General features: G+C 49.1%; 15 protein-coding genes. 11 read left to right on the forward strand and 4 right to left on the reverse strand.

All coding sequences use genetic code 11. The annotated features are described in order from the left end of the window. The 5 genes from KK062_RS11995 to KK062_RS12015 form a co-directional block, all read left to right on the forward strand. Positions 1–1,194, forward strand: a 1,194-nt coding sequence (locus KK062_RS11995) for a hypothetical protein (RefSeq protein WP_254084539.1), incomplete at its 5' end; no start/stop codon positions are given. A gap of 166 nt (positions 1,195–1,360) precedes the next feature. Beyond that, the gene (locus KK062_RS12000) at positions 1,361–3,814 is read left to right on the forward strand and encodes a glycoside hydrolase family 95 protein (protein WP_254084540.1); all 2,454 of its coding nucleotides are present in this window, start codon (positions 1,361–1,363) and stop codon (positions 3,812–3,814) included. 127 nt (positions 3,815–3,941) lie between these two features. Next, positions 3,942–5,021, forward strand: coding sequence for an alkaline phosphatase family protein (locus tag KK062_RS12005; protein ID WP_254084541.1), 1,080 nt, complete (start codon positions 3,942–3,944; stop codon positions 5,019–5,021). Between the two features lie 263 nt (positions 5,022–5,284). Then, positions 5,285–6,739, forward strand: coding sequence for a M61 family metallopeptidase (locus KK062_RS12010; protein WP_254084683.1), 1,455 nt, complete (start codon positions 5,285–5,287; stop codon positions 6,737–6,739). A gap of 270 nt (positions 6,740–7,009) precedes the next feature. Then, positions 7,010–7,432 (forward strand): hypothetical protein, encoded by a 423-nt coding sequence (locus tag KK062_RS12015; protein WP_254084542.1) that lies wholly within the window; start codon positions 7,010–7,012, stop codon positions 7,430–7,432. Here KK062_RS12015 and KK062_RS12020 read toward each other — a convergent pair. Then, on the reverse strand, positions 7,429–8,898 hold the full coding sequence (locus tag KK062_RS12020; RefSeq protein WP_254084543.1) for a cache domain-containing protein: 1,470 nt from the start codon (positions 8,896–8,898) through the stop codon (positions 7,429–7,431). The genes KK062_RS12015 and KK062_RS12020 overlap by 4 nt on opposite strands. Next, positions 8,814–9,218: a hypothetical protein gene (locus tag KK062_RS12025; protein WP_254084544.1), complete on the reverse strand. Its 405-nt coding sequence runs from the start codon at positions 9,216–9,218 to the stop codon at positions 8,814–8,816. The genes KK062_RS12020 and KK062_RS12025 overlap by 85 nt, the downstream gene beginning before the upstream one ends. Positions 9,219–9,537: 319 nt before the next feature. Between KK062_RS12025 and KK062_RS12030 the strand changes: the two genes are divergently transcribed. The 5 genes from KK062_RS12030 (at position 9,538) to KK062_RS12050 (ending at position 15,175) form a co-directional block, all read left to right on the forward strand. Continuing rightward, a complete protein-coding gene (locus tag KK062_RS12030) occupies positions 9,538–9,963 on the forward strand; it encodes a hypothetical protein (RefSeq protein WP_254084545.1) in 426 nt (141 codons plus the stop codon). A 69-nt stretch (positions 9,964–10,032) separates the two neighbouring features. After that, positions 10,033–10,698, forward strand: a complete 666-nt coding sequence (locus tag KK062_RS12035) for an energy transducer TonB (protein WP_254084546.1) — start codon at positions 10,033–10,035, stop codon at positions 10,696–10,698. A 285-nt stretch (positions 10,699–10,983) separates the two neighbouring features. Continuing rightward, positions 10,984–13,785 carry a hypothetical protein gene (locus KK062_RS12040; RefSeq protein WP_254084547.1) on the forward strand — a complete coding sequence of 934 codons (2,802 nt, stop codon included), beginning with the start codon at positions 10,984–10,986 and terminating at the stop codon, positions 13,783–13,785. Positions 13,786–13,788: 3 nt separating this feature from the next. Next, positions 13,789–14,655 carry a hypothetical protein gene (locus tag KK062_RS12045; RefSeq protein WP_254084548.1) on the forward strand — a complete coding sequence of 289 codons (867 nt, stop codon included), beginning with the start codon at positions 13,789–13,791 and terminating at the stop codon, positions 14,653–14,655. A 7-nt stretch (positions 14,656–14,662) separates the two neighbouring features. Next, positions 14,663–15,175, forward strand: a complete 513-nt coding sequence (locus KK062_RS12050; RefSeq protein ID WP_254084549.1) for a protein-export chaperone SecB — start codon at positions 14,663–14,665, stop codon at positions 15,173–15,175. Positions 15,176–15,225: 50 nt separating this feature from the next. Here KK062_RS12050 and KK062_RS12055 read toward each other — a convergent pair whose 3' ends face one another. Beyond that, positions 15,226–15,906 (reverse strand): pirin family protein, encoded by a 681-nt coding sequence (locus tag KK062_RS12055; protein WP_254084550.1) that lies wholly within the window; start codon positions 15,904–15,906, stop codon positions 15,226–15,228. Positions 15,907–15,915: 9 nt separating this feature from the next. Next, a complete protein-coding gene (locus tag KK062_RS12060; protein WP_254084551.1) occupies positions 15,916–16,620 on the reverse strand; it encodes a dioxygenase family protein in 705 nt (234 codons plus the stop codon). A 247-nt stretch (positions 16,621–16,867) separates the two neighbouring features. Between KK062_RS12060 and KK062_RS12065 the strand changes: the two genes are divergently transcribed. Next, a complete protein-coding gene (locus KK062_RS12065) occupies positions 16,868–17,539 on the forward strand; it encodes a DinB family protein (RefSeq protein WP_254084552.1) in 672 nt (223 codons plus the stop codon). The last annotated feature ends 165 nt before the right edge of the window (positions 17,540–17,704 follow it).

Below are 17,704 nucleotides of genomic sequence, written 5' to 3' on the forward strand. Positions count from 1 at the left end.
TTCTTAGAAGAACTGCAATTCACCGGTAGTCTCGGTGACCTCTCTTTTTACCGCATGCGCGGTACGGACAAGATCGTAGTGCGGCGTAAAGGCGGCGCCTCAAAAGAGACGATCAAAAAATCACCCAAATTTGCTCTTCCACGACTTTACATGAGCGAATTTGGCGGCTGCTCGACCATGGGCAAAGAAATTCGTTTTATGATGCACCCGATGCGTGCACTCGCCGACTATAATTTCAGCGGGTTCATCAACAAATCGCTCAAGCTTATTCAGAAGCAAGATTCCACCAGCAAATTAGGCCAACGTGCGATCGAGCTTTCGAAACACCCCAAGTTACTGGAAGGTTTTCAACTTAACAAATATACTACATTCGATTCGATGCTGCGCAGTACCTTGAGCTGGTCGATCGATGTAGAAAAAGGCTCGGCGAAGGTGGAGATCCCGGCGTTGGTGCGCGACATTAATTTCTTCCCGAATAACCGGCATTCGAAGTTTAGTATTACGATCTCTTTGGGGATTGTGCCGGATTTTAAGTTCAATCAAGGAACTGGTAAATTTACAGCGCCGAAGTGGTATGATACAATGTATGGATGCAGTTATACTTCGTCGGAGTGGCATTCGGCGCTGAAGGGATCACCGGCCACTACGTTGGAATTGTCGTTAGATCAACTTCCGCCGGATGGTGGGTATAGCTTGATGTTGGGGATTGGGGTTTGTTTTGGGGATTCGATGGATGGTGGTGAGGTGAAACAGATTAAGCGTGCGGGGGCGGCGAAGATTTTGGGGATTGTAGCAGGAAAGGAGAATCAGAGCGAGAGCGAGCCTGAGAGCGAGAGTGGGATGAATGTGGATCGTGAGGCTGAGGAATTTGCGAATGGTAGCAAAGATATTGCTGTTGTCGATACCAGCAATGATGTAGAGAATACAAGGGTAGCGTCTCCGATCGCCACGGCTGCCGTGCTGAGCGATGTGAAACGGGGCGCGGCTTTGAATCGTAAGGAGCCGGCGGCAGCTGTTCAATCCTTGGTGTACCATTATACGGTAGGCCTTGCGCAGCCTGGTACGACGGTAAAAGAGGTAACATATTCGTACGCGATGACCACGGGTTTAGATTGTACCTGGTCTTCCGGCAGTTTGGAGACTGCAGGCAGTTCCAGGCACAAGTTCCGCACCTTCGCTAACGCTTGGCGCTAAAACTTGCGCCAGCAACGCTGGTTCGCTCTCACACTTCACACTCACACTGTCTCTCCTGCCGGTCATCCTGTTATTTTGCTGTTCGTATCAGCGTTAAGTGGATTTTAACGGGTTATTAAGTGGGTGCGTTTAGTATTGTGTATATTCTGATACTAAACAACTTTGTATGTTGCAATCTACACGCACGCTCGCCTTCATTCTTTTCATGCTCTCCTGCTGGGGGACGGTTTGTCACGCTCAGTCTGCGAGCCAGGCGGAGCTGTTGCGGCTATGGTATGACAAGCCGGCGACGAATTGGAATGAGGCACTGCCCATTGGCAACGGAAGGCTGGGGGCCATGGTGTTTGGCGGGGCGGCGCAGGAGCGACTGCAACTGAACGAGGAGACGGTGTGGGCCGGTGGACCGGGAAACAATCTGCCCGACAACAGATTTCGGGAGGCGTTGCCGGAGCTCCGCAAGTTGATCTTTGATGGCAAGTATCAGGAGGCACAGGACCTGGCCGCACAGAAGGTGGCCGGGCCGAATGTCAATCATGGCATGCCCTATCAGACGGTGGGTGATCTGCTCATTGACTTTCCGGGGCATGATGGGGCTACCGGTTATACGCGCGACTTGAATATTGATCAGGCGGTGGCGTCGACGGCGTATACGGTGGGTAATGTGCGGTATACACGCGAAGTCTTCGCTTCGTTTACCGACCAGGTAATTGTGATGAAGGTGACGGCGGGGAAAGGTGGTACGGTGGATTGTACGATTCGGCTGAAGAGTCCGCATACGAGTAAGCGCATCTATACTGAAGGGCAACGGTTGGTGTTGACGGGGACTTCGGGCAGTCATGAGGGTAAGACAGGACAGGTAAAATTTGAGACGCTCGTAGCGCCTGTGCTGGACGGTGGTAAACTGACCACGACGGATAGCGCCTTAGTCGTATCGAAGGCCAGGGCTGTGACAGTATATATATCGATGGGAACGAACTTCCGGAATTACCATGACCTGCGTGGTGATGCCCATCAAAAGACCTTTGGTTACTTAACCGCCGCCTTGAAGCAACCCTATGCCAGTGCGAAAAGCAATCACACCGCGTATTACCAAAAATTCTTTCACCGGGTGTCGCTTGACCTCGGCACAACGCCTGCAACAAAACAGCCTATCCCGGCCCGCTTGCAACAATTTGCAACGGGGAATGATCCACAGCTTGCGGCGCTATACTTCCAATTTGGACGCTATCTATTGATCTCCGCTTCGCAGCCGGGTACGCAGCCCGCAACGTTGCAGGGATTGTGGAATCATCAACTGATGCCGCCGTGGGATAGCAAGTATACTATCAACATCAATACGGAAATGAACTACTGGCCGGCGGAGGTTACGGACCTGCCGGAAATGCACGAGCCGTTGTTTACCATGCTAAAAGAACTGGCTGTTACGGGGCAGGCGAGCGCAAAAGAGATGTATGGCGCGCGCGGATGGATGGCGCATCACAACACGGACCTGTGGCGCATTACGGGTCCGGTAGACGGTGCGTTCTATGGCATGTGGCCGATGGGGGGCGCATGGTTGTCACAGCATCTTTGGCAACATTATCAATACACCGGCGATACGAATTTCCTAAAGAGTGTATACGATGTTCTGAAGGGCGCGGCGTTATTCTATGCCGATGCTTTGCAGACGGAACCTTCGCATGAATGGCTGGTGGTGGTCCCGTCGATGTCGCCGGAGAACGAACATCGTCGGGGGGTGTCGATGACCGCGGGCACTACGATGGATAATCAACTGGTGTTTGATGTGTTTTCGAATTTCCTGGGAGCGGCGGCGGTGCTTCGTGCGGATCAGGCGTTGGCGGATTCCATTCGCGTGAAGCTGGGGAAGCTGCCACCGATGCAAATCGGGAAGCATGGGCAGTTGCAGGAGTGGCTGGAGGATTTGGATCGACCGGATGATAAGCACCGGCATGTGTCGCATTTATATCGGTTGTATCCGAGTAATCAAGTGTCACCATACAGAAATCCAGCGTTGTTTCAAGCTGCGCGAACGTCGCTGGTGTATCGGGGGGATAAGTCTACCGGGTGGTCTATGGGTTGGAAGGTGAACTGGTGGGCACGGTTGCAAGATGGTAATCGTGCGTATAAGTTGATGCAGGATCAGCTGACGCCTTCGCATGATGATGAAGGCGGGACCTATCCGAATTTGTTGGATGCCCATCCGCCGTTTCAGATTGACGGGAATTTTGGATGTACCTCGGGGATTGCCGAGATGTTGGTGCAGAGCCATGACGGGGCAGTGCATCTGCTGCCGGCGTTGCCGGATGCCTGGCATACCGGGAAGGTGACGGGATTGAAGGCACGTGGCGGCTTTACGGTTGATCTGGATTGGAACGATGGGAAGATTAGCCGGTTGGTGGTGAAGTCGGCGTTGGGTGGGAAGTGTCGCTTCCGAATATATGACGAGCTGAAGCATGCGGGGTTACACGTTGCGCAGGGCATGAATGGCAATCCGTTCTTTGCTGTAGCAGCCGTGAAAGAACCCGTGATCGTTGCTGCGGAGCAAGTTGAGCAAGTGCGGCGTGTGTATGAGTATGATTTGGCTACCGAGGCGGGGAAGGTTTATACTTTCTCGTTTTAGATTCGTTAACGCAATTTTAATACCACTATCCTTTATTCCCGGATAGCGTTCACATTGCGCGCATATCCTAATACGTTGATAAAACTGGTCTAACGCTATCGTAAATCTCATAGACGATCTTCGTACTATGAGGTTTACGTTGCTTTTCTGTTTGTTGATTTCTTTCAACGCACTGGCGCAGCAGGGGCCGCGGAAGGTTGTGTTGGTTACGCTGGACGGACTGCGGTGGCGTGAGCTGTTTCAGGGAGCGAATCCGGATAGGCTTCGTGATACGAAGGTTACCAGAGATGCAGGGGCTGTTGAACAATTTGGGGCGACGGATGCTGAAGCGCGGCGGAAAAACCTTATGCCTTTTATGTGGAATACGATCGCCGGGAAAGGGCAGCTTTATGGTGATCGTACGGTAGGCAGTAAGGTCAACTGCTCGAATTCACATTTGTTTTCGTATCCGGGGTATAGTGAGCTGTTGGTGGGATTTGCGGACCGGCGCGTGAAGTCGAACAAGAAGGTGGAGAATCCGAATCGGACGGTGTTGGAGTTTATTGCATCGGATCCGGCGTATGAGGATAAGGTGGCGGTGTTTTCTACGTGGGAGGCGATTCCGTATGCGGCAGGAGCCTTACGGGGCGGACTGCCGTTTGCATCGAAGTATGAGACGACGTTGGGCGAGCGACGCTACGAGTCTCACGGACCGCAGGCACAGGAGCCTGATGTAATCGCGAAACATTCGGATCGTGTTACGTTTGTGCGGGCGTTTGCGTATTTACAAGAGTATAGGCCACATGTTTTGTTTATTGGATTTGACGAGACGGATGACTACGGACACAAAGGGCAGTATGATAAATATCTACGTGCCGCGCACGACACCGATAGCCTGCTGGCGTCGTTATGGGAATGGATTCAGAACGATGAGGAGTATCGGAATAATACGACGCTGATTATAACGACGGATCATGGGCGCGGGTATCTGTTTCGGAGCTCGTGGCGGAATCATGGGATTCTTTCGCCGGGATCGCGGCATATTTGGATGGCCGTAATGGGACCGGATACGCCCGCGACGGGCGTAGTGGTGGATGGGAAGAAGTATTATCAGAAACAGGTAGCCCAAACGATAGCGGCGTTGGTTAATCTCGACTATAGCAATACGCGACCGGTTGGGGCGGTGATGCAGGGGGTGCTGCATGCCGGGATGTTGACGAGGAAGTAGAGAAGAGAGCGTAGCGTAGGCTTTGCTGAGCACATTTTACCCTTCTATTTACAGATATTACCCACGTTCTGAATAAGGGGTCGCACGTATTACGTTCGATTTGTATATTGCGTTTTATCATATTATCCCTAAACATGGTATCACGCTTCTCTCCCACGCGGCTGCGCTTGTCTGCTGACCTTCTTCTATCACTTCTTTTAGTTTTTGTACTTAGTGCTTGTCAGGGACCCGCTGAAGAAAGTACGCTGGCATTTACCGTGTCAATGCCGAAGCCGGCGAATCAGTTGTTTGAGGTGGAGTTGGTGTGTGAGAATCTGTCGCGTGATACAGTCGTGTTTAAGATGCCGGCGTGGATGCCGGGGCTTTACCAGGTGCGGAATTATGCGGACCATGTCACGAATTTCGGAGTGAAGGATGGCAACGGCCAGGCCGTGCGCTGGGAAAAAGCTGGACGCTCGGGGTGGCGGGTGTTTAGTCAACGGGCGAAACGGATTACCCTCCAATATTCTGTCAAGGCTACGATGTCTTTTGTGGCGGCTAACTTCCTCGACGACACGCACGGGTATATTGCTCCTACCGGACTTTTTATGCACGCTGATGGGATTCTGCAACATCCTGTAACAGTCACGCTAAAGCCTGCGCCACAGTGGAACCGCGTGGCGACCGGGCTCGACTCGGTGGCGGGTAAGAAGTATACGTATACTGCGCCGGACTTTGATGTTTTGTACGACAGCCCGATCCTGCTCGGCAACCTGGAGGAACTGCCGGCGTTTACGGTGCATGGTGTTCCACACCGGTTTATCGGATATAAGCTTGGGAGCTTTGACCGCAAGGTGTTTATGGAGGAGCTGAAGCGCTCTATTACCCTAGCGGCAGATTTGATCGGGGATATTCCGTATAAGCATTATACGTTTATCGCCATCGGTCCGGGGCGCGGTGGCATCGAGCATTTGAACTCAACGGCTGTAAGCTTTGATGGGAACGAGCTAAATAACCCGGAAGGGCGTGAGCGCATGTTGAGCTTTCTTTCCCATGAATATTTTCATCATTACAACGTAAAGCGTATTCGCCCGGTGGAGCTGGGACCGTTTAATTACGAACGTGAGAACCGCACCAACTTGCTGTGGGTTTCAGAAGGGTTCACGTCGTATTACGAGTATATCATGCTGCGCCGGTCCGGGCTAATTACACGCGAGGCGTTCCTGGCGGCTTTTCAGCGAACCATTGCATCGTATGAAAACAACGCGGGACATTTATACCAGTCACTGGTGCAAGCCAGCTACAACACCTGGGATGGTAATCCTTTTGAGCGGCCGGATGTATCGAAGACGGTTTCATATTACGACAAAGGTACCGCCATGGGCCTGTTGCTGGACCTGGGCATCCGGCAGGCGAGTGGAAACAAACAGTCGCTTGACGATGTCATGCGGTACTTATACCGGCATTATTATCAGGACCTGAAGCGCGGCTTTACGGATGCCGAGTTTCAGCAGGCGTGTGAGGCTGCTGCCGGCACACCCTTGAAAGAGCTGTTTGAGTATGTGTATACTACTAAGCCTGTTGACTATGCCAGGTACCTCGCCTATGCGGGGTTGGCTATCGATACGACTGTGCGGGATGGGAAAGCTTCTTTTGCCATTACGCCAATCGCTACGCCTGATGCGCAACAGTTGGCTATATTGAAAAACTGGTTGGGTGATAACACTCGCCAGCAATAGATTGTAGGAAGTTCATGTGCGTGCCTCGAATTGTTACGCCCTTTCAGATTCTGTATCGTCTGTGTCCGTCTGCCCAGGCCTTCGCTGCCGCTCTGACCTGGGCTATTGTATTACGCCCTTTTCAGGGCTGGCTGGAATTAAGAAAACTTATCTAAACACCCTTGCATAAACTTATAGAAATCGCCAGTTACCGTCGGCTTTTCTTACACTTCTTGCAACTGTGGAGATATTTGCAAAATTTGCATAGATTCACTGTTGCTTTTTTGTTCTATGCGTTCATTTCTTCCTTTCTGTCTTTTGGTGTTGGCGGCTTGCGGCCCGATGGCGTTTGTCGACCTGCACGATGTCAACCGTTTCCTGGAGTCGCCGACGATCATTAAGTCGGGTGACCGGTATTTTATCCGTTTCCGGTATGCGGATAAGGAGGAAGGTCCGCCGTTGACGTTTATGGCGATCCGTACCCGGATTCAAAAAGACACATTGCTATTCTATATTCCGGCCATGGCCAGCGATGGCAGCATGGCGGGCCGGCTGCAAATTGAAGAGATCACCGAATCCAGGCAGATCACCCTGATCGACCAGGGCAAGTTCTTTTGGAAGGAAGTGAACAACGCGCGGGCACCGCTGCCGTTGCAACCCCCTACCGAGGAAGACCTTGCCCTGATCGAAGCCGGGGTACAGGAGGTATATTAAACCACCCGCTCTGCCACGCGCAGGTTATAGATCGAGGCAGAAATAATCTCGCCGGCGCGTTTCAGGAATTCGAGCTCGTGCGGCTGAAGCGTCGCGAATGTCGCGAGCTCGATGGCGCCGACGGCATGCGTTTCGGTACGCAACGGCAACAATGCCAGCATCGCCGGGGTTGCTTCGCCCAGGCCGGACGTGATGCGAATGTAACCTGCGGGTATGTCTTTCAGGTGTATGATCTCCCCTTCCAGTATACATTGGCCAATGAGCGACTCGCCCCAGCCGAGGCGGCGCGAGAGGTATTTTTTGCGCTCGTAGGCATAGACCGATACCAGCTCGATGTAACGATCTTCGTCCTCACCGTGGATGATAAACAGGCCGCCCTGGTTGGCTTTAAGGATTTGTACCAGTGTTTTGAGCACGTGGTCGTAGAAGCCTTCGGTATTACTCGCGTTGCGGCGGATGACATCGTTGAGGCGTGCCAGACCATCGTTTTGCCATACGCCTTTGGCCTCTTCTTCGCGGAAGCGTTTCAGGTTGGTGCGCATGGACTCCAGCGCCAGGCCCAGCGTGTCGTCTTGTCCGGATACCTGGAATACGCTGTCGAACTTTCCTTTTCCGATGTCGACGGCAAAGTCGATCTTGTCTTTCAGGTTGGCTTCCAGCGCATAGACAGATTCGGTCATTTCGCGCAGCTCGCCCCGCAGCCTTCGCGTTGTACGCGCCATGCCGATCTGTCCACGGGCCAGCGCCTTGAGGCGGGCATTGATGGCGTTCATGGGATGCGTGATGCTGTTTGCTATTAAGACGACGCTTACAATCAGCAGGACAAGGCCCAGGGTGCTGAGCAGCAACGTGCGGAGCAGGATTGTGTTGATGCCTCCGTTGATGGATGCTGTCGGTACGATGGTGCCAATGGACCAGGGGTTGTCGGAGCGGCCAATGTGTAGTGGTGTGAAGGCAATCAACGCATCGCCTGCCGTGCTGTCGTTGTACGACAGGATGTTGCCTTGCTGAATGCTGGCGAGGACGGCCGTGGTGTCGCCTTTTATGACGGCTGACAAAGGTTTGCCGATCATTTCGGGTACTTCGTGCGAGACGATGATACCCTGGTTGGATACGAGGAAGCTGGTGGCCCCTTCGAAAGGTTTTATGCGGGCGATAAAATCAAGGGCGTCCAGCGTGATGTCCATGCCTACCAGGCCGAGGAAGCGGCCGTCTTTTAACAGGGGAACGCAGACCGACGTGCCCAGGTAGTTGTTGCGTTGGTCTTTTACCGACGATGTGGACGACAGTATATACGGTTCGGTGAGGGCTTCTTCCTTCGCCGCTTTCAGCGTCGCGTACAGGCTGCCGGGTATGTCGCCGGTGGTGTTTACGGTATCGATCAGCGGCGCACCCGCGCGGTAGTAGGTATAGCGCTTGCGGCCGTAGGGTCTTGTCCAGGCGGTGTCCACGGCCGAGAGTTCCATGCTGAGCCAGGCGCGAGGTATCGCGGACTCTGCGCGACGGCACCGGTAAGCGCTGCTTCTACAACCTGTTCGCGCACATTCGTTTCCAATGATGTCGTGCGCGTAAACGTCTCGGACAGGGTGCGGGCAATTTCGAAATCTCCCTGTACAATCACGCGGGCGCTACTGGCCTTTTCGGCAAGTTGCGACAGGGCTACCTGGCGTGCGCGTTCCGTTAAGTTTTTTCGAAAGTTTACGATGGTGAAGGCGATGGCAATTCCGTAGATGCCAACAATAATCCAGACTAATAGGAACAGTCTGTTCCGAATGGTCCATTTCATGGGTCAAGGTAGGTTTAGGTTAATTGAGTTGGTGTCTAAAAATAGACACAATGGTCTCCAATGTCAAATAATTGCGACAAAACCAAACGAATCAATCGATTGTTTCCTTAAAATTATATTTACTATATATCTTCTGTCAGCTCGTCGGGGGTATTGGTAGTATAAATCTGCGGTTTCGACCAATGGTTCAGGGTTCTGACGCTTGGTCGGTCATTGGCGACCTTTCATCCGCTTTCTCGTCCGTTCGACAGTATTTCTATGCGGCCCCGGGTCGGTTGATTGCTTATACAGCAGATTAAAACCTATACCATTTTGTTCTATGCGCTTCCCCTGTTGTTTACTGATTCTTGCCCTTTTGGCGAGCTGCTCTCCGATGGCCATCGTCGATCTTCGCGACGAGGCTCACTTTACCGAATGCCCTACGATCGTAAAAACCGGTAACCGGTATTTTATACGGTTCCGGTATGCTGACAAAGAGAACATGCCACTGTATTTTATGACGGTTCGTTCCAGGATCATGGCCGACAAGCTGGTGTTTTTTATACCGGCCACGGCCAGCTCCGGCAACATGGCCGGCGAGCTCCAGCTCGAAGAGATCACGTCGCGCAAACAACTGGACATGATCCGCCAACAACATGCCTTCTGGAAAGAAGTCAATGGCCAGCTGGTGACGATGCCCGTACGCGATGCCGACGAAACAGACGTTGCGCTGATCCAGAGCGGCGACGGGTATGTCTACTACTAAAAAGTTGTAAATTCCGGCAATCCTGGTCATCTTGACGGAGCATCCACGCGATGTCAAAAAGACCACCTCATGAGAATTTTTCTTTCGCTGCTGCTGGCAGTGCTGTTCATGCACGGCCATGCCCAAGAGGAAACCGAAATCCGGGTTCACAAGTATTATATCCCCGCCTCGAAGGAGGTATTTTATGTTCTGAAGTATAAGCCTTCGATCAAGCATGGCTCCTATCAAAAGCAAGTGCAGGGGCCGGCCGCGTATAAAGAGAAAGGACAGTATGACCACAATGTGCGGACGGGAATTTGGGAGTATTCGGATGTAAAGGGGAAGGTGATCCAGCGAATTGATTTTAGCAAGGACTCGGTGTTGTTGAGTGATGGTTTTCCGGATCCGACGGATGTAAAGATCCTGGACGGTGCGGAGGCCAGGACAAATGATACGGGCAGGACCCCTTTATTGTTGGGGGGACGGAGTAAGCTGGCGTACTATATGCTCGGATTTAGATATCCTACTGCTGCGCGGCAGGCGGGGATTAAGGGGACCGTTGTGGTTAGTGCCACGATCACGCGCGAAGGGAAGATGGTGAATGAGAAAGTTGTGTCCGGTCTCGGACATGGGTTGGATGAAGAGGCGCTGCGCGTGGCGCGGTTGATACCGGATGATTGGTTGTCGTTGAAGGTTAACGGCGTGGCCGTTGATGCCAGGATACTCATTCCGATGACGTTGAAGCCGGGATTTTAGAAACAGCTTGAATGTGGAGGCGAGGCGAATACCAGGCGGAAGCATAAAAAAGTCCACATCCACATTTACTGAAAAATATTACAAGCCTCGCAGGGTGTGAACGCACTTGTATACAAATCAAAAACTTTGTATATTAGTAATAACTATAGAGCCCATCTATTCAGCCAGAGAATATTCTGGAGGATAGATGGGCTTTTTTTTTGTGAATAAAGATAGCCTTGAGCTAACCCGCGCTATATACAAGGTGCAGTAGGGAATTACCGGTTCATATCAACACGTACTACCATGATTTTAAAAGTACCAAACTTTAAGGAGTTACTTATTGAGTTAAATATCGACCCCAAAATCATTGAGAATATTACACGATTTTCACTTGACGATTATAAACTAACCTTCGCAGAGGCCGTGCTCCTATATGAAGGAACAAGTCTGGGAATTGCCGATTGCCGAATCTCCGCTGGAGAGATCGAAAAAAAGAATCTAAGCATATACAATCTATGCATCAGCGGCGAGTTTCTAGAACTACTCTTAATGCCAAAGATATCCAAAATCCTATTTTCCACAGATAAATTAATTATTCAGGGCGCAAATATATATCGGCGTACAGACATCATCCGATTAACCAACAATGCAATCCTAAAAGAAAATTATGCTTTAAACATTCATGACACTGCCATAGATCTTGACATCATTTTCAGGGACTGCATTTTTGGAGGAGGACTCAATTTACAGAACTCGCAAACAAAAAGTTTAACATTCGAACGTGTCAAAATCTACAAGTCACAAAACCTATTGAATTCAAAATGGGAAAGTTTTTCCGGAATGAATTTGAAGATAAATGGCAGTTTGGTTTTTACAAACCGCCATACAGAAAGCCATAGTAAACAGGAAATTACTCTAAGCACAAAGATAAGCCACGGCGGTTTACCCAAAGAAGAAATTACCAATTCCGAGGTGGATACAGAGTCTAGTTCCCTGGACCGAATGGATCTCAGCTATTACTCGGCCAATATCAATCTACAAAACGCTCGTATTACCGATCAACTGGAATTTCAAGACATCAAATTAAGCGAGGGAATTGATTGTACAAATATCAGGGCTACGGGAATCGTTTCAGAAAACTGCTATATGCAACACGACTGGATCTTAAGCGGTGCGATCATACAAAATCTGTTTGAAATCACAAACCTGAGGACACATGCCAGTATAAATTGCTATAACCTTAAAGCATATCAGCTTTTCATCCGTACATCTGTCATTCAAAAAAGCCTACACTTGACATTTGCCAAAATCGAACACTTGTTTGCCTGTACCGATACACTGCTAATTGGCGGCTCTGATAGATCAAGTATGGATTTTAGCAATTCGTATTCACTCAACGCAAGAGGAATGGTTGCGGGAAACATCTTCTTACGCGAAGGATTTGTAGCAGCAAACGGAGTCGATTTACTACGGTGTGACATCAAAGATGGAATTGATTTTTCAGAGTCCTTGATTGTCGCAAATCTGCAAGACGGAATTGCCGTCAACTTATCGGGCTCCAGAATAGCAAGCGATGTTCAATTTTCTTCGGAGGCGATCTTTATGGGCTCTATTTCACTGGATGAATCCAATATTGGCGGAAATATCACATTTTACAGAAGCAAGTTTATCAATACAATTGGAGGCCCCTATACCATAAGCGCCAAAAACGCACGAGTAGCTAAATCTATTCGATTTTCACCATCTAACATTATAAAACAATCACGATACGAAAAACATCTCTTAGACAGAAAATCTGAGGAAGATATCTCCGCGTTAATCCCGCACGCTGCGACTGTACAACGAAAAATAGTCGCCGCGAGAGCTAAACTTTATCGAAACAACGATCGGATAGTCTTTAATTATCTTAAAGACATTACGCATACCGCAAAGGAAAACTTCAGTCATGAGCTATATAAAGAACAAGATCACTATTTCGAGGTGTTAAAAAAAGATGAAACCTTTATCGAAAATGCGCTGTCATGTTACGACAAAGCGCTTCAATACTTGCATTTCACCGCCGAAAAGGAATCAAAGTGCCTGTTGCCGGAAAATAAATTATTCGAACTTATCCTCGAAAACACCGTGGTAATAGGCGAAACTTTTTTCTCTGGAATCCATGTTTGCGGCCAGGCCGATTTTTCAGGCGCACTGTTCTATGCTATGGATAAATCAATAGGGAATGATAAGACCTTGACCTCTACTTCGATTTTCAGAAGTAAAAAGATCAATAAAAAAGAAGAAGACTTCCCCAACGCGTTGACGATGAAATTCTCCAGAATAGACGGAGAATTATTTTTAAACGAAGGATCTAAAAAGAACAATTTACCTTTCCGTGTATGCGGCGAAGTAAACTTACATTCCTCAAAAATCGGACAATTGTTTATTTCACCGGGCAGAGGCATTGAAGATAATGCAAAATGGAAAATCATTGGTGTTAAATACAATTATATTTATAGCAGTGAATCATATGCAGAAACAAGTCTTCTAGAACTGTGTAAGTGGTTTCATAATTATAATGAGGAAAACAACAGGCAACCTTACGAAGAACTTGCAGCCGCCTACTTAAGGGCAGGAGACGACACGAAAGCCAGGAAAGTTCTATTGAGGACTGTTCCCCGAAATACTCTTGAAAAAATCAGCACCGAAGTATTAAAGACAATTTCAAGATTAGGCATACCGCATTATCGTTCATTAATCGCGTTATTAATCCTTTATATTTCCGGCTGTCTCGTCTTCTATCGTGCAGCGCATACAGGTGCCATTATACCCCTGAACCGTTTCCCTGCTGCAGTAGAAATCACACAAAAAAACTCCAACGCCGCCATTTATTTTTCTCCTTCAAGCTACTCCTATCAAAGTCTGTTTCCCTTCCTAAGCTCAGAACAAAAACAAGCCTTTGCGATCGCAAATCATAGCAACCAGAATTTCTTCCCTTCCTGGATGCGAGTATTTTTGGATTCCGGGAGCGTCGTTTCAGTCTATGCAAGCATCCATATGTTCGCCGGAGTGCTATTCTTATCTATGTTTATTATTGGTATTACTCGAATAATTAAACGTCATTAAAATATGAATTACAGAAATCAAATTTACCAATGGGAAGTTATCGACCACAACAAAGAGTTTACAGCAGAAGATTTTTTTAATTTAAATGGATCTTTCAACACCATTAAATTCAATCCCAAGCATAACATGACGATCAAAAAATCCATTGGCATGGACATCTATCGCAAAAGCCAAAAGGAGTACATCTGCTATGATTTGAACAATACATCTATTATACGTCCATTTTCCACGAAGATACTATACAACAAGGAAACCGGCACTGTAAAAAATCTATTGGGGTCCAATCGTCCAATATATGACGCTAATGAAGAGGCCAAGCTATTTAACGATATCACCGTTGACTTAGATGATAAAGTGCTGCGATCCAATAATCTCGAAAACATCAGAAAATATATTCGCTTTTTCTTCGACCATGTAAGTGGCAAAAAAGGATTCTTCTACGTCTGTGAAAGTTATGAAGAAATCCAGGAAGCGATAAATATTTATTATAAAGACGATGAAAACAAAAAAGATCTGGATGACCAAAAAGTGCATCTGAACGAAATAAAAAAGAGAAACGACATGACGAGGCTTAGAGTTCTTCTTGAAAAGCACTTTGCTACCCCTTCTAGAAATAATAAATTCAAAATAAGTCTACTGGATGATTTTGAGCGCAAAAAATACAGCAGTTCAGTTCGCGCGTTTATGGTATTCAAAAATGCATTATTTAAAGTGAATGTCAATATTGAAAAGGATAGCCCATCAAAATACATATCACTCGACAACGAAACACTTGGAATCAGCGACAATGATATTTTCGGGCAAGGTGCCAACGATGCATTTAAAGAATTCGATTACGACGAAAAATTACCGCCATTTGATTTAATCTAACAACTCTATGAAAAATGAATACTTTAATTTTACCATCTCGGCACACTTTGTTAATGAAATCAACTTTGCAAATCCCGAAGGAATCAGAAGCTTGAATGGAGAAGAAGCGCCAACGGTTGAAGTGAACGTACATGTAGACTCATCTCCATTATCAGAGTACTTTTATGAATCGAAGCTTATCATCAAGTTCAATGCCACAAGGAAGTTAATCAAAGACGGTACAAGTGAAGCCGAACAAGTGATTGCTTTTATCGGATATATTTCTTATTCAACAATTGTAAATATAATTTACCCAAAAGACTTACTGTTAGCCAATCTGGAAGAAAAAGAGGAAATGGAACGTCGAGAAAGGCTGAGGTTTACATTGATGGTAGAAGCACCTAATTTGGCCTTCCCATTTATTCGCCATCAAGTCGCTAATATCACCAAAGATGGCGGCTTCCCCCCTTTACTTATCAATCCGATCGATTTTACTGAAATGTATTATAAAAATACTATCGACGCAGAGAACCAAGAATAAATTAATACAAATTACCACGCCATTGATAATGGGAATTTCAAACAAATTATCTATGAATCGATGAAGAGTACAATTGCGTTGTTCGACAGCGCTTCGAAGGTCACTTCAGAGGTATTCCAGAGGGCGATCGCGTCGCGGGGTTCGAGGAGGCGGTTTTCGATTTCGAACGCGCCGTGGATCACGAAGGCGAAGGTGCCTTTGTTGGAGTCGCGCGGAATGTATATGCCTTCGGCACGGCCCTGGTATTGGCCGATGTGAAGGTCGGGAGTGAGGTCGCCAAGGGGAATTAGTGTGTTTTGTTGGTTCAGGTCTATGGTATACTCTTGTACTTCCAGGGTGCGTGTCATGGGCTCGGGGATGAGCCAGAGATGCAGGAAATTTATACGTTCGTCTTCGTAGGAATTTGTGATGCTTAGCTGCGAGCCCGTGGAGAGCCCGAGGCGGTGCGTTTGGCCGGGCTCTACCGAGCCCTGTACGCCGGTGGCGGTTTCGTATTGGAAGGCTCCGACGAGCGGTATCAGCCAGACGATACTGTCGGCGCGGGCGGTGAGCATGCGTGTGCCGCCGGCGCCGAGGGTATCGTCATTGAGGGACTGGAGGTTGCCGAAGGTGCCTCTCCCCTCGCGTATATAATTTTCAAAACTTAGTGTGTGGTCACTGCGGTATATATCCGTTTGCGAGCAGCCGCGGCGTCCTGCCAGGTAGATCGTTGCTTCGGCTGCCGACATCATGCGGGCGGCTTAAGCGTTGACGACAATGGTGTGCGTGAGCTCAAAGCCGTCGGCGACACTGCCTGTGATCGTGCCGATCTCGTTGTCGAGGGAGTCGGCAAAGATGTTATCGCTGGCATTGGTGGTATAGCCACTCATGCCTTTGGTATAGCCGTTGACCGTCGAGGCGTTCACCAGGCTTACGGCGCTGTTGGAGCCTTCGGGGAACGCGATCTGCGTCACGAGGAGCGAGTCACCATCGGCGTTGTAAATATGCACGTGGATGTGCGTGGCGCGGCCCTGGTACCAGCCGGGAAAGATCGATGTGAAGCCTACTTTTCCGTCGGCATTTGTTACCTGACGGCCGCGCAGGAAGTGCATGCTCGTGAAATCCTGCTGCTGCATTTGTGTGCCGCCGTATTCAGAATAATAGCCGTCTTTGTCACAGTGCCATACGTCCACGATGGCGCCTTCGAGCGCAGTGCAGTTTTCGGCTTTGTTTTGTACGGTGATCGTGAAATTAAATAGTACGCCGGTGCGGTCGGAGCGAATGTCGGTCAGGACGAGGGAAGCCGGGCTCTTGGTGGGAAATGGGCCGGCGGTTTCGCTGTCGGTGAGGGCGCAGTCGCCCGTTTCGGTGGTAGCGTTGGCGTCGTCATCACTGCTGCATGCGTGCAATAAAGGCATCAGCATGCTTGTCATCCCCAGGGTCTTCAAAAATTGCTTCCGCTGCATGTTCGTTGTTGGTTAGGTAAGTCTTTGTTGGTATGCATGTCTGCATTACGTCTTTTGTAACCACTTTCGTATGTGCAGGATCGCGAGCTTGCGACAAGCCACGCCTTTGTGTAGACAAGTTACGTACTTCTTCAGAAAAAACAGACAACGAATAGCGGAAAGTATGGGCGCGGCCGTTATGATAAATGCACGTGATACACTAAATTCCACTTTTCTCTTTATTACGTTAACCATACCACCAAAACCCATGAACACGACATCCCCCTCCCAGAGCCGCAGAAGCTTTCTGCGCACGACAACACAACTGACGGCCGGCCTCGCCGGACTAACTGCCGGACTTAGCGCCTTTGCGGCAGATGCCGCCGTGCCATCGGTAAAAGACGGTGTATATGTCATCGGGCCTATACCCGGTTATTCACCGCAGATCGGCACACTGGTGTCGATGTTGAATTACAACCGGTTTACGATTTTGAGTATGACGAAGGCGTTTACGAAACAGGAACTGGATTACCTGGTTGATCCGAAGGCCAATACTATTGGCGCGTTGTTACTGCACCTGGGGGCGACAGAGACTTTCTATCAGGCCAATACGTTTGAAGGGCGTCAGGATCTCAATGATGCGGAGAAGAAGGAATGGGGTGCGGCGATGGAGCTTGGTGATGAGGGACGGAAACAGATTAAGGGCAATGAGATAAAATATTATGTAGATAAGATCACGGCGGTGCGGGAGAAGACGTTGGCGATGTTAAAGACGAAAGATGATGCATGGTTGCTGGCGGTTGATCCCGAGTGGTCGAAGGAGGAGCCGTTGAATACCTATTGGAAATGGTTTCATGTGTGCGAGCACGAGTCGAATCATAGAGGGCAGATTGCTTTTCTGAAGAGTCGGTTGCCGGGGGCGAAGGCTTCGAAGGAGTAGCATCGCTACGTTTAGATTTGCGCCGGTTATGCTGCTGGCGCAAGAGTTAGCGCGTAGCGCGGCTCTTGTGACTGAAACTGCAGCCAGTCTTAGACTGGCGGGGAATATTTTAATGCCGCCCCGCTTCGCGGGACACACGGCAGTCTAAGACTGCATACAGTTTCA

It is taken from the genome of Dawidia cretensis, from assembly GCF_018598175.1.
GTDB lineage: Bacteria > Bacteroidota > Bacteroidia > Cytophagales > Cyclobacteriaceae > Ohtaekwangia > Ohtaekwangia cretensis.

Coding starts and splice junctions, on each gene's coding strand:
- KK062_RS12020 (WP_254084543.1), bottom strand. CDS start 8,898: ATGGAACTCTCGGCCGTGGACACCGCCTGGACAAGACCCTACGGCCGC.
- KK062_RS12015 (WP_254084542.1), top strand. CDS start 7,010: ATGCGTTCATTTCTTCCTTTCTGTCTTTTGGTGTTGGCGGCTTGCGGC.
- KK062_RS12010 (WP_254084683.1), top strand. CDS start 5,285: ATGCCGAAGCCGGCGAATCAGTTGTTTGAGGTGGAGTTGGTGTGTGAG.
- KK062_RS12050 (WP_254084549.1), top strand. CDS start 14,663: ATGAAAAATGAATACTTTAATTTTACCATCTCGGCACACTTTGTTAAT.
- KK062_RS12005 (WP_254084541.1), top strand. CDS start 3,942: ATGAGGTTTACGTTGCTTTTCTGTTTGTTGATTTCTTTCAACGCACTG.
- KK062_RS12000 (WP_254084540.1), top strand. CDS start 1,361: ATGTTGCAATCTACACGCACGCTCGCCTTCATTCTTTTCATGCTCTCC.
- KK062_RS12045 (WP_254084548.1), top strand. CDS start 13,789: ATGAATTACAGAAATCAAATTTACCAATGGGAAGTTATCGACCACAAC.
- KK062_RS12025 (WP_254084544.1), bottom strand. CDS start 9,218: ATGAAATGGACCATTCGGAACAGACTGTTCCTATTAGTCTGGATTATT.
- KK062_RS12030 (WP_254084545.1), top strand. CDS start 9,538: ATGCGCTTCCCCTGTTGTTTACTGATTCTTGCCCTTTTGGCGAGCTGC.
- KK062_RS12060 (WP_254084551.1), bottom strand. CDS start 16,620: ATGCAGCGGAAGCAATTTTTGAAGACCCTGGGGATGACAAGCATGCTG.
- KK062_RS12055 (WP_254084550.1), bottom strand. CDS start 15,906: ATGATGTCGGCAGCCGAAGCAACGATCTACCTGGCAGGACGCCGCGGC.
- KK062_RS12065 (WP_254084552.1), top strand. CDS start 16,868: ATGAACACGACATCCCCCTCCCAGAGCCGCAGAAGCTTTCTGCGCACG.
- KK062_RS12035 (WP_254084546.1), top strand. CDS start 10,033: ATGAGAATTTTTCTTTCGCTGCTGCTGGCAGTGCTGTTCATGCACGGC.
- KK062_RS12040 (WP_254084547.1), top strand. CDS start 10,984: ATGATTTTAAAAGTACCAAACTTTAAGGAGTTACTTATTGAGTTAAAT.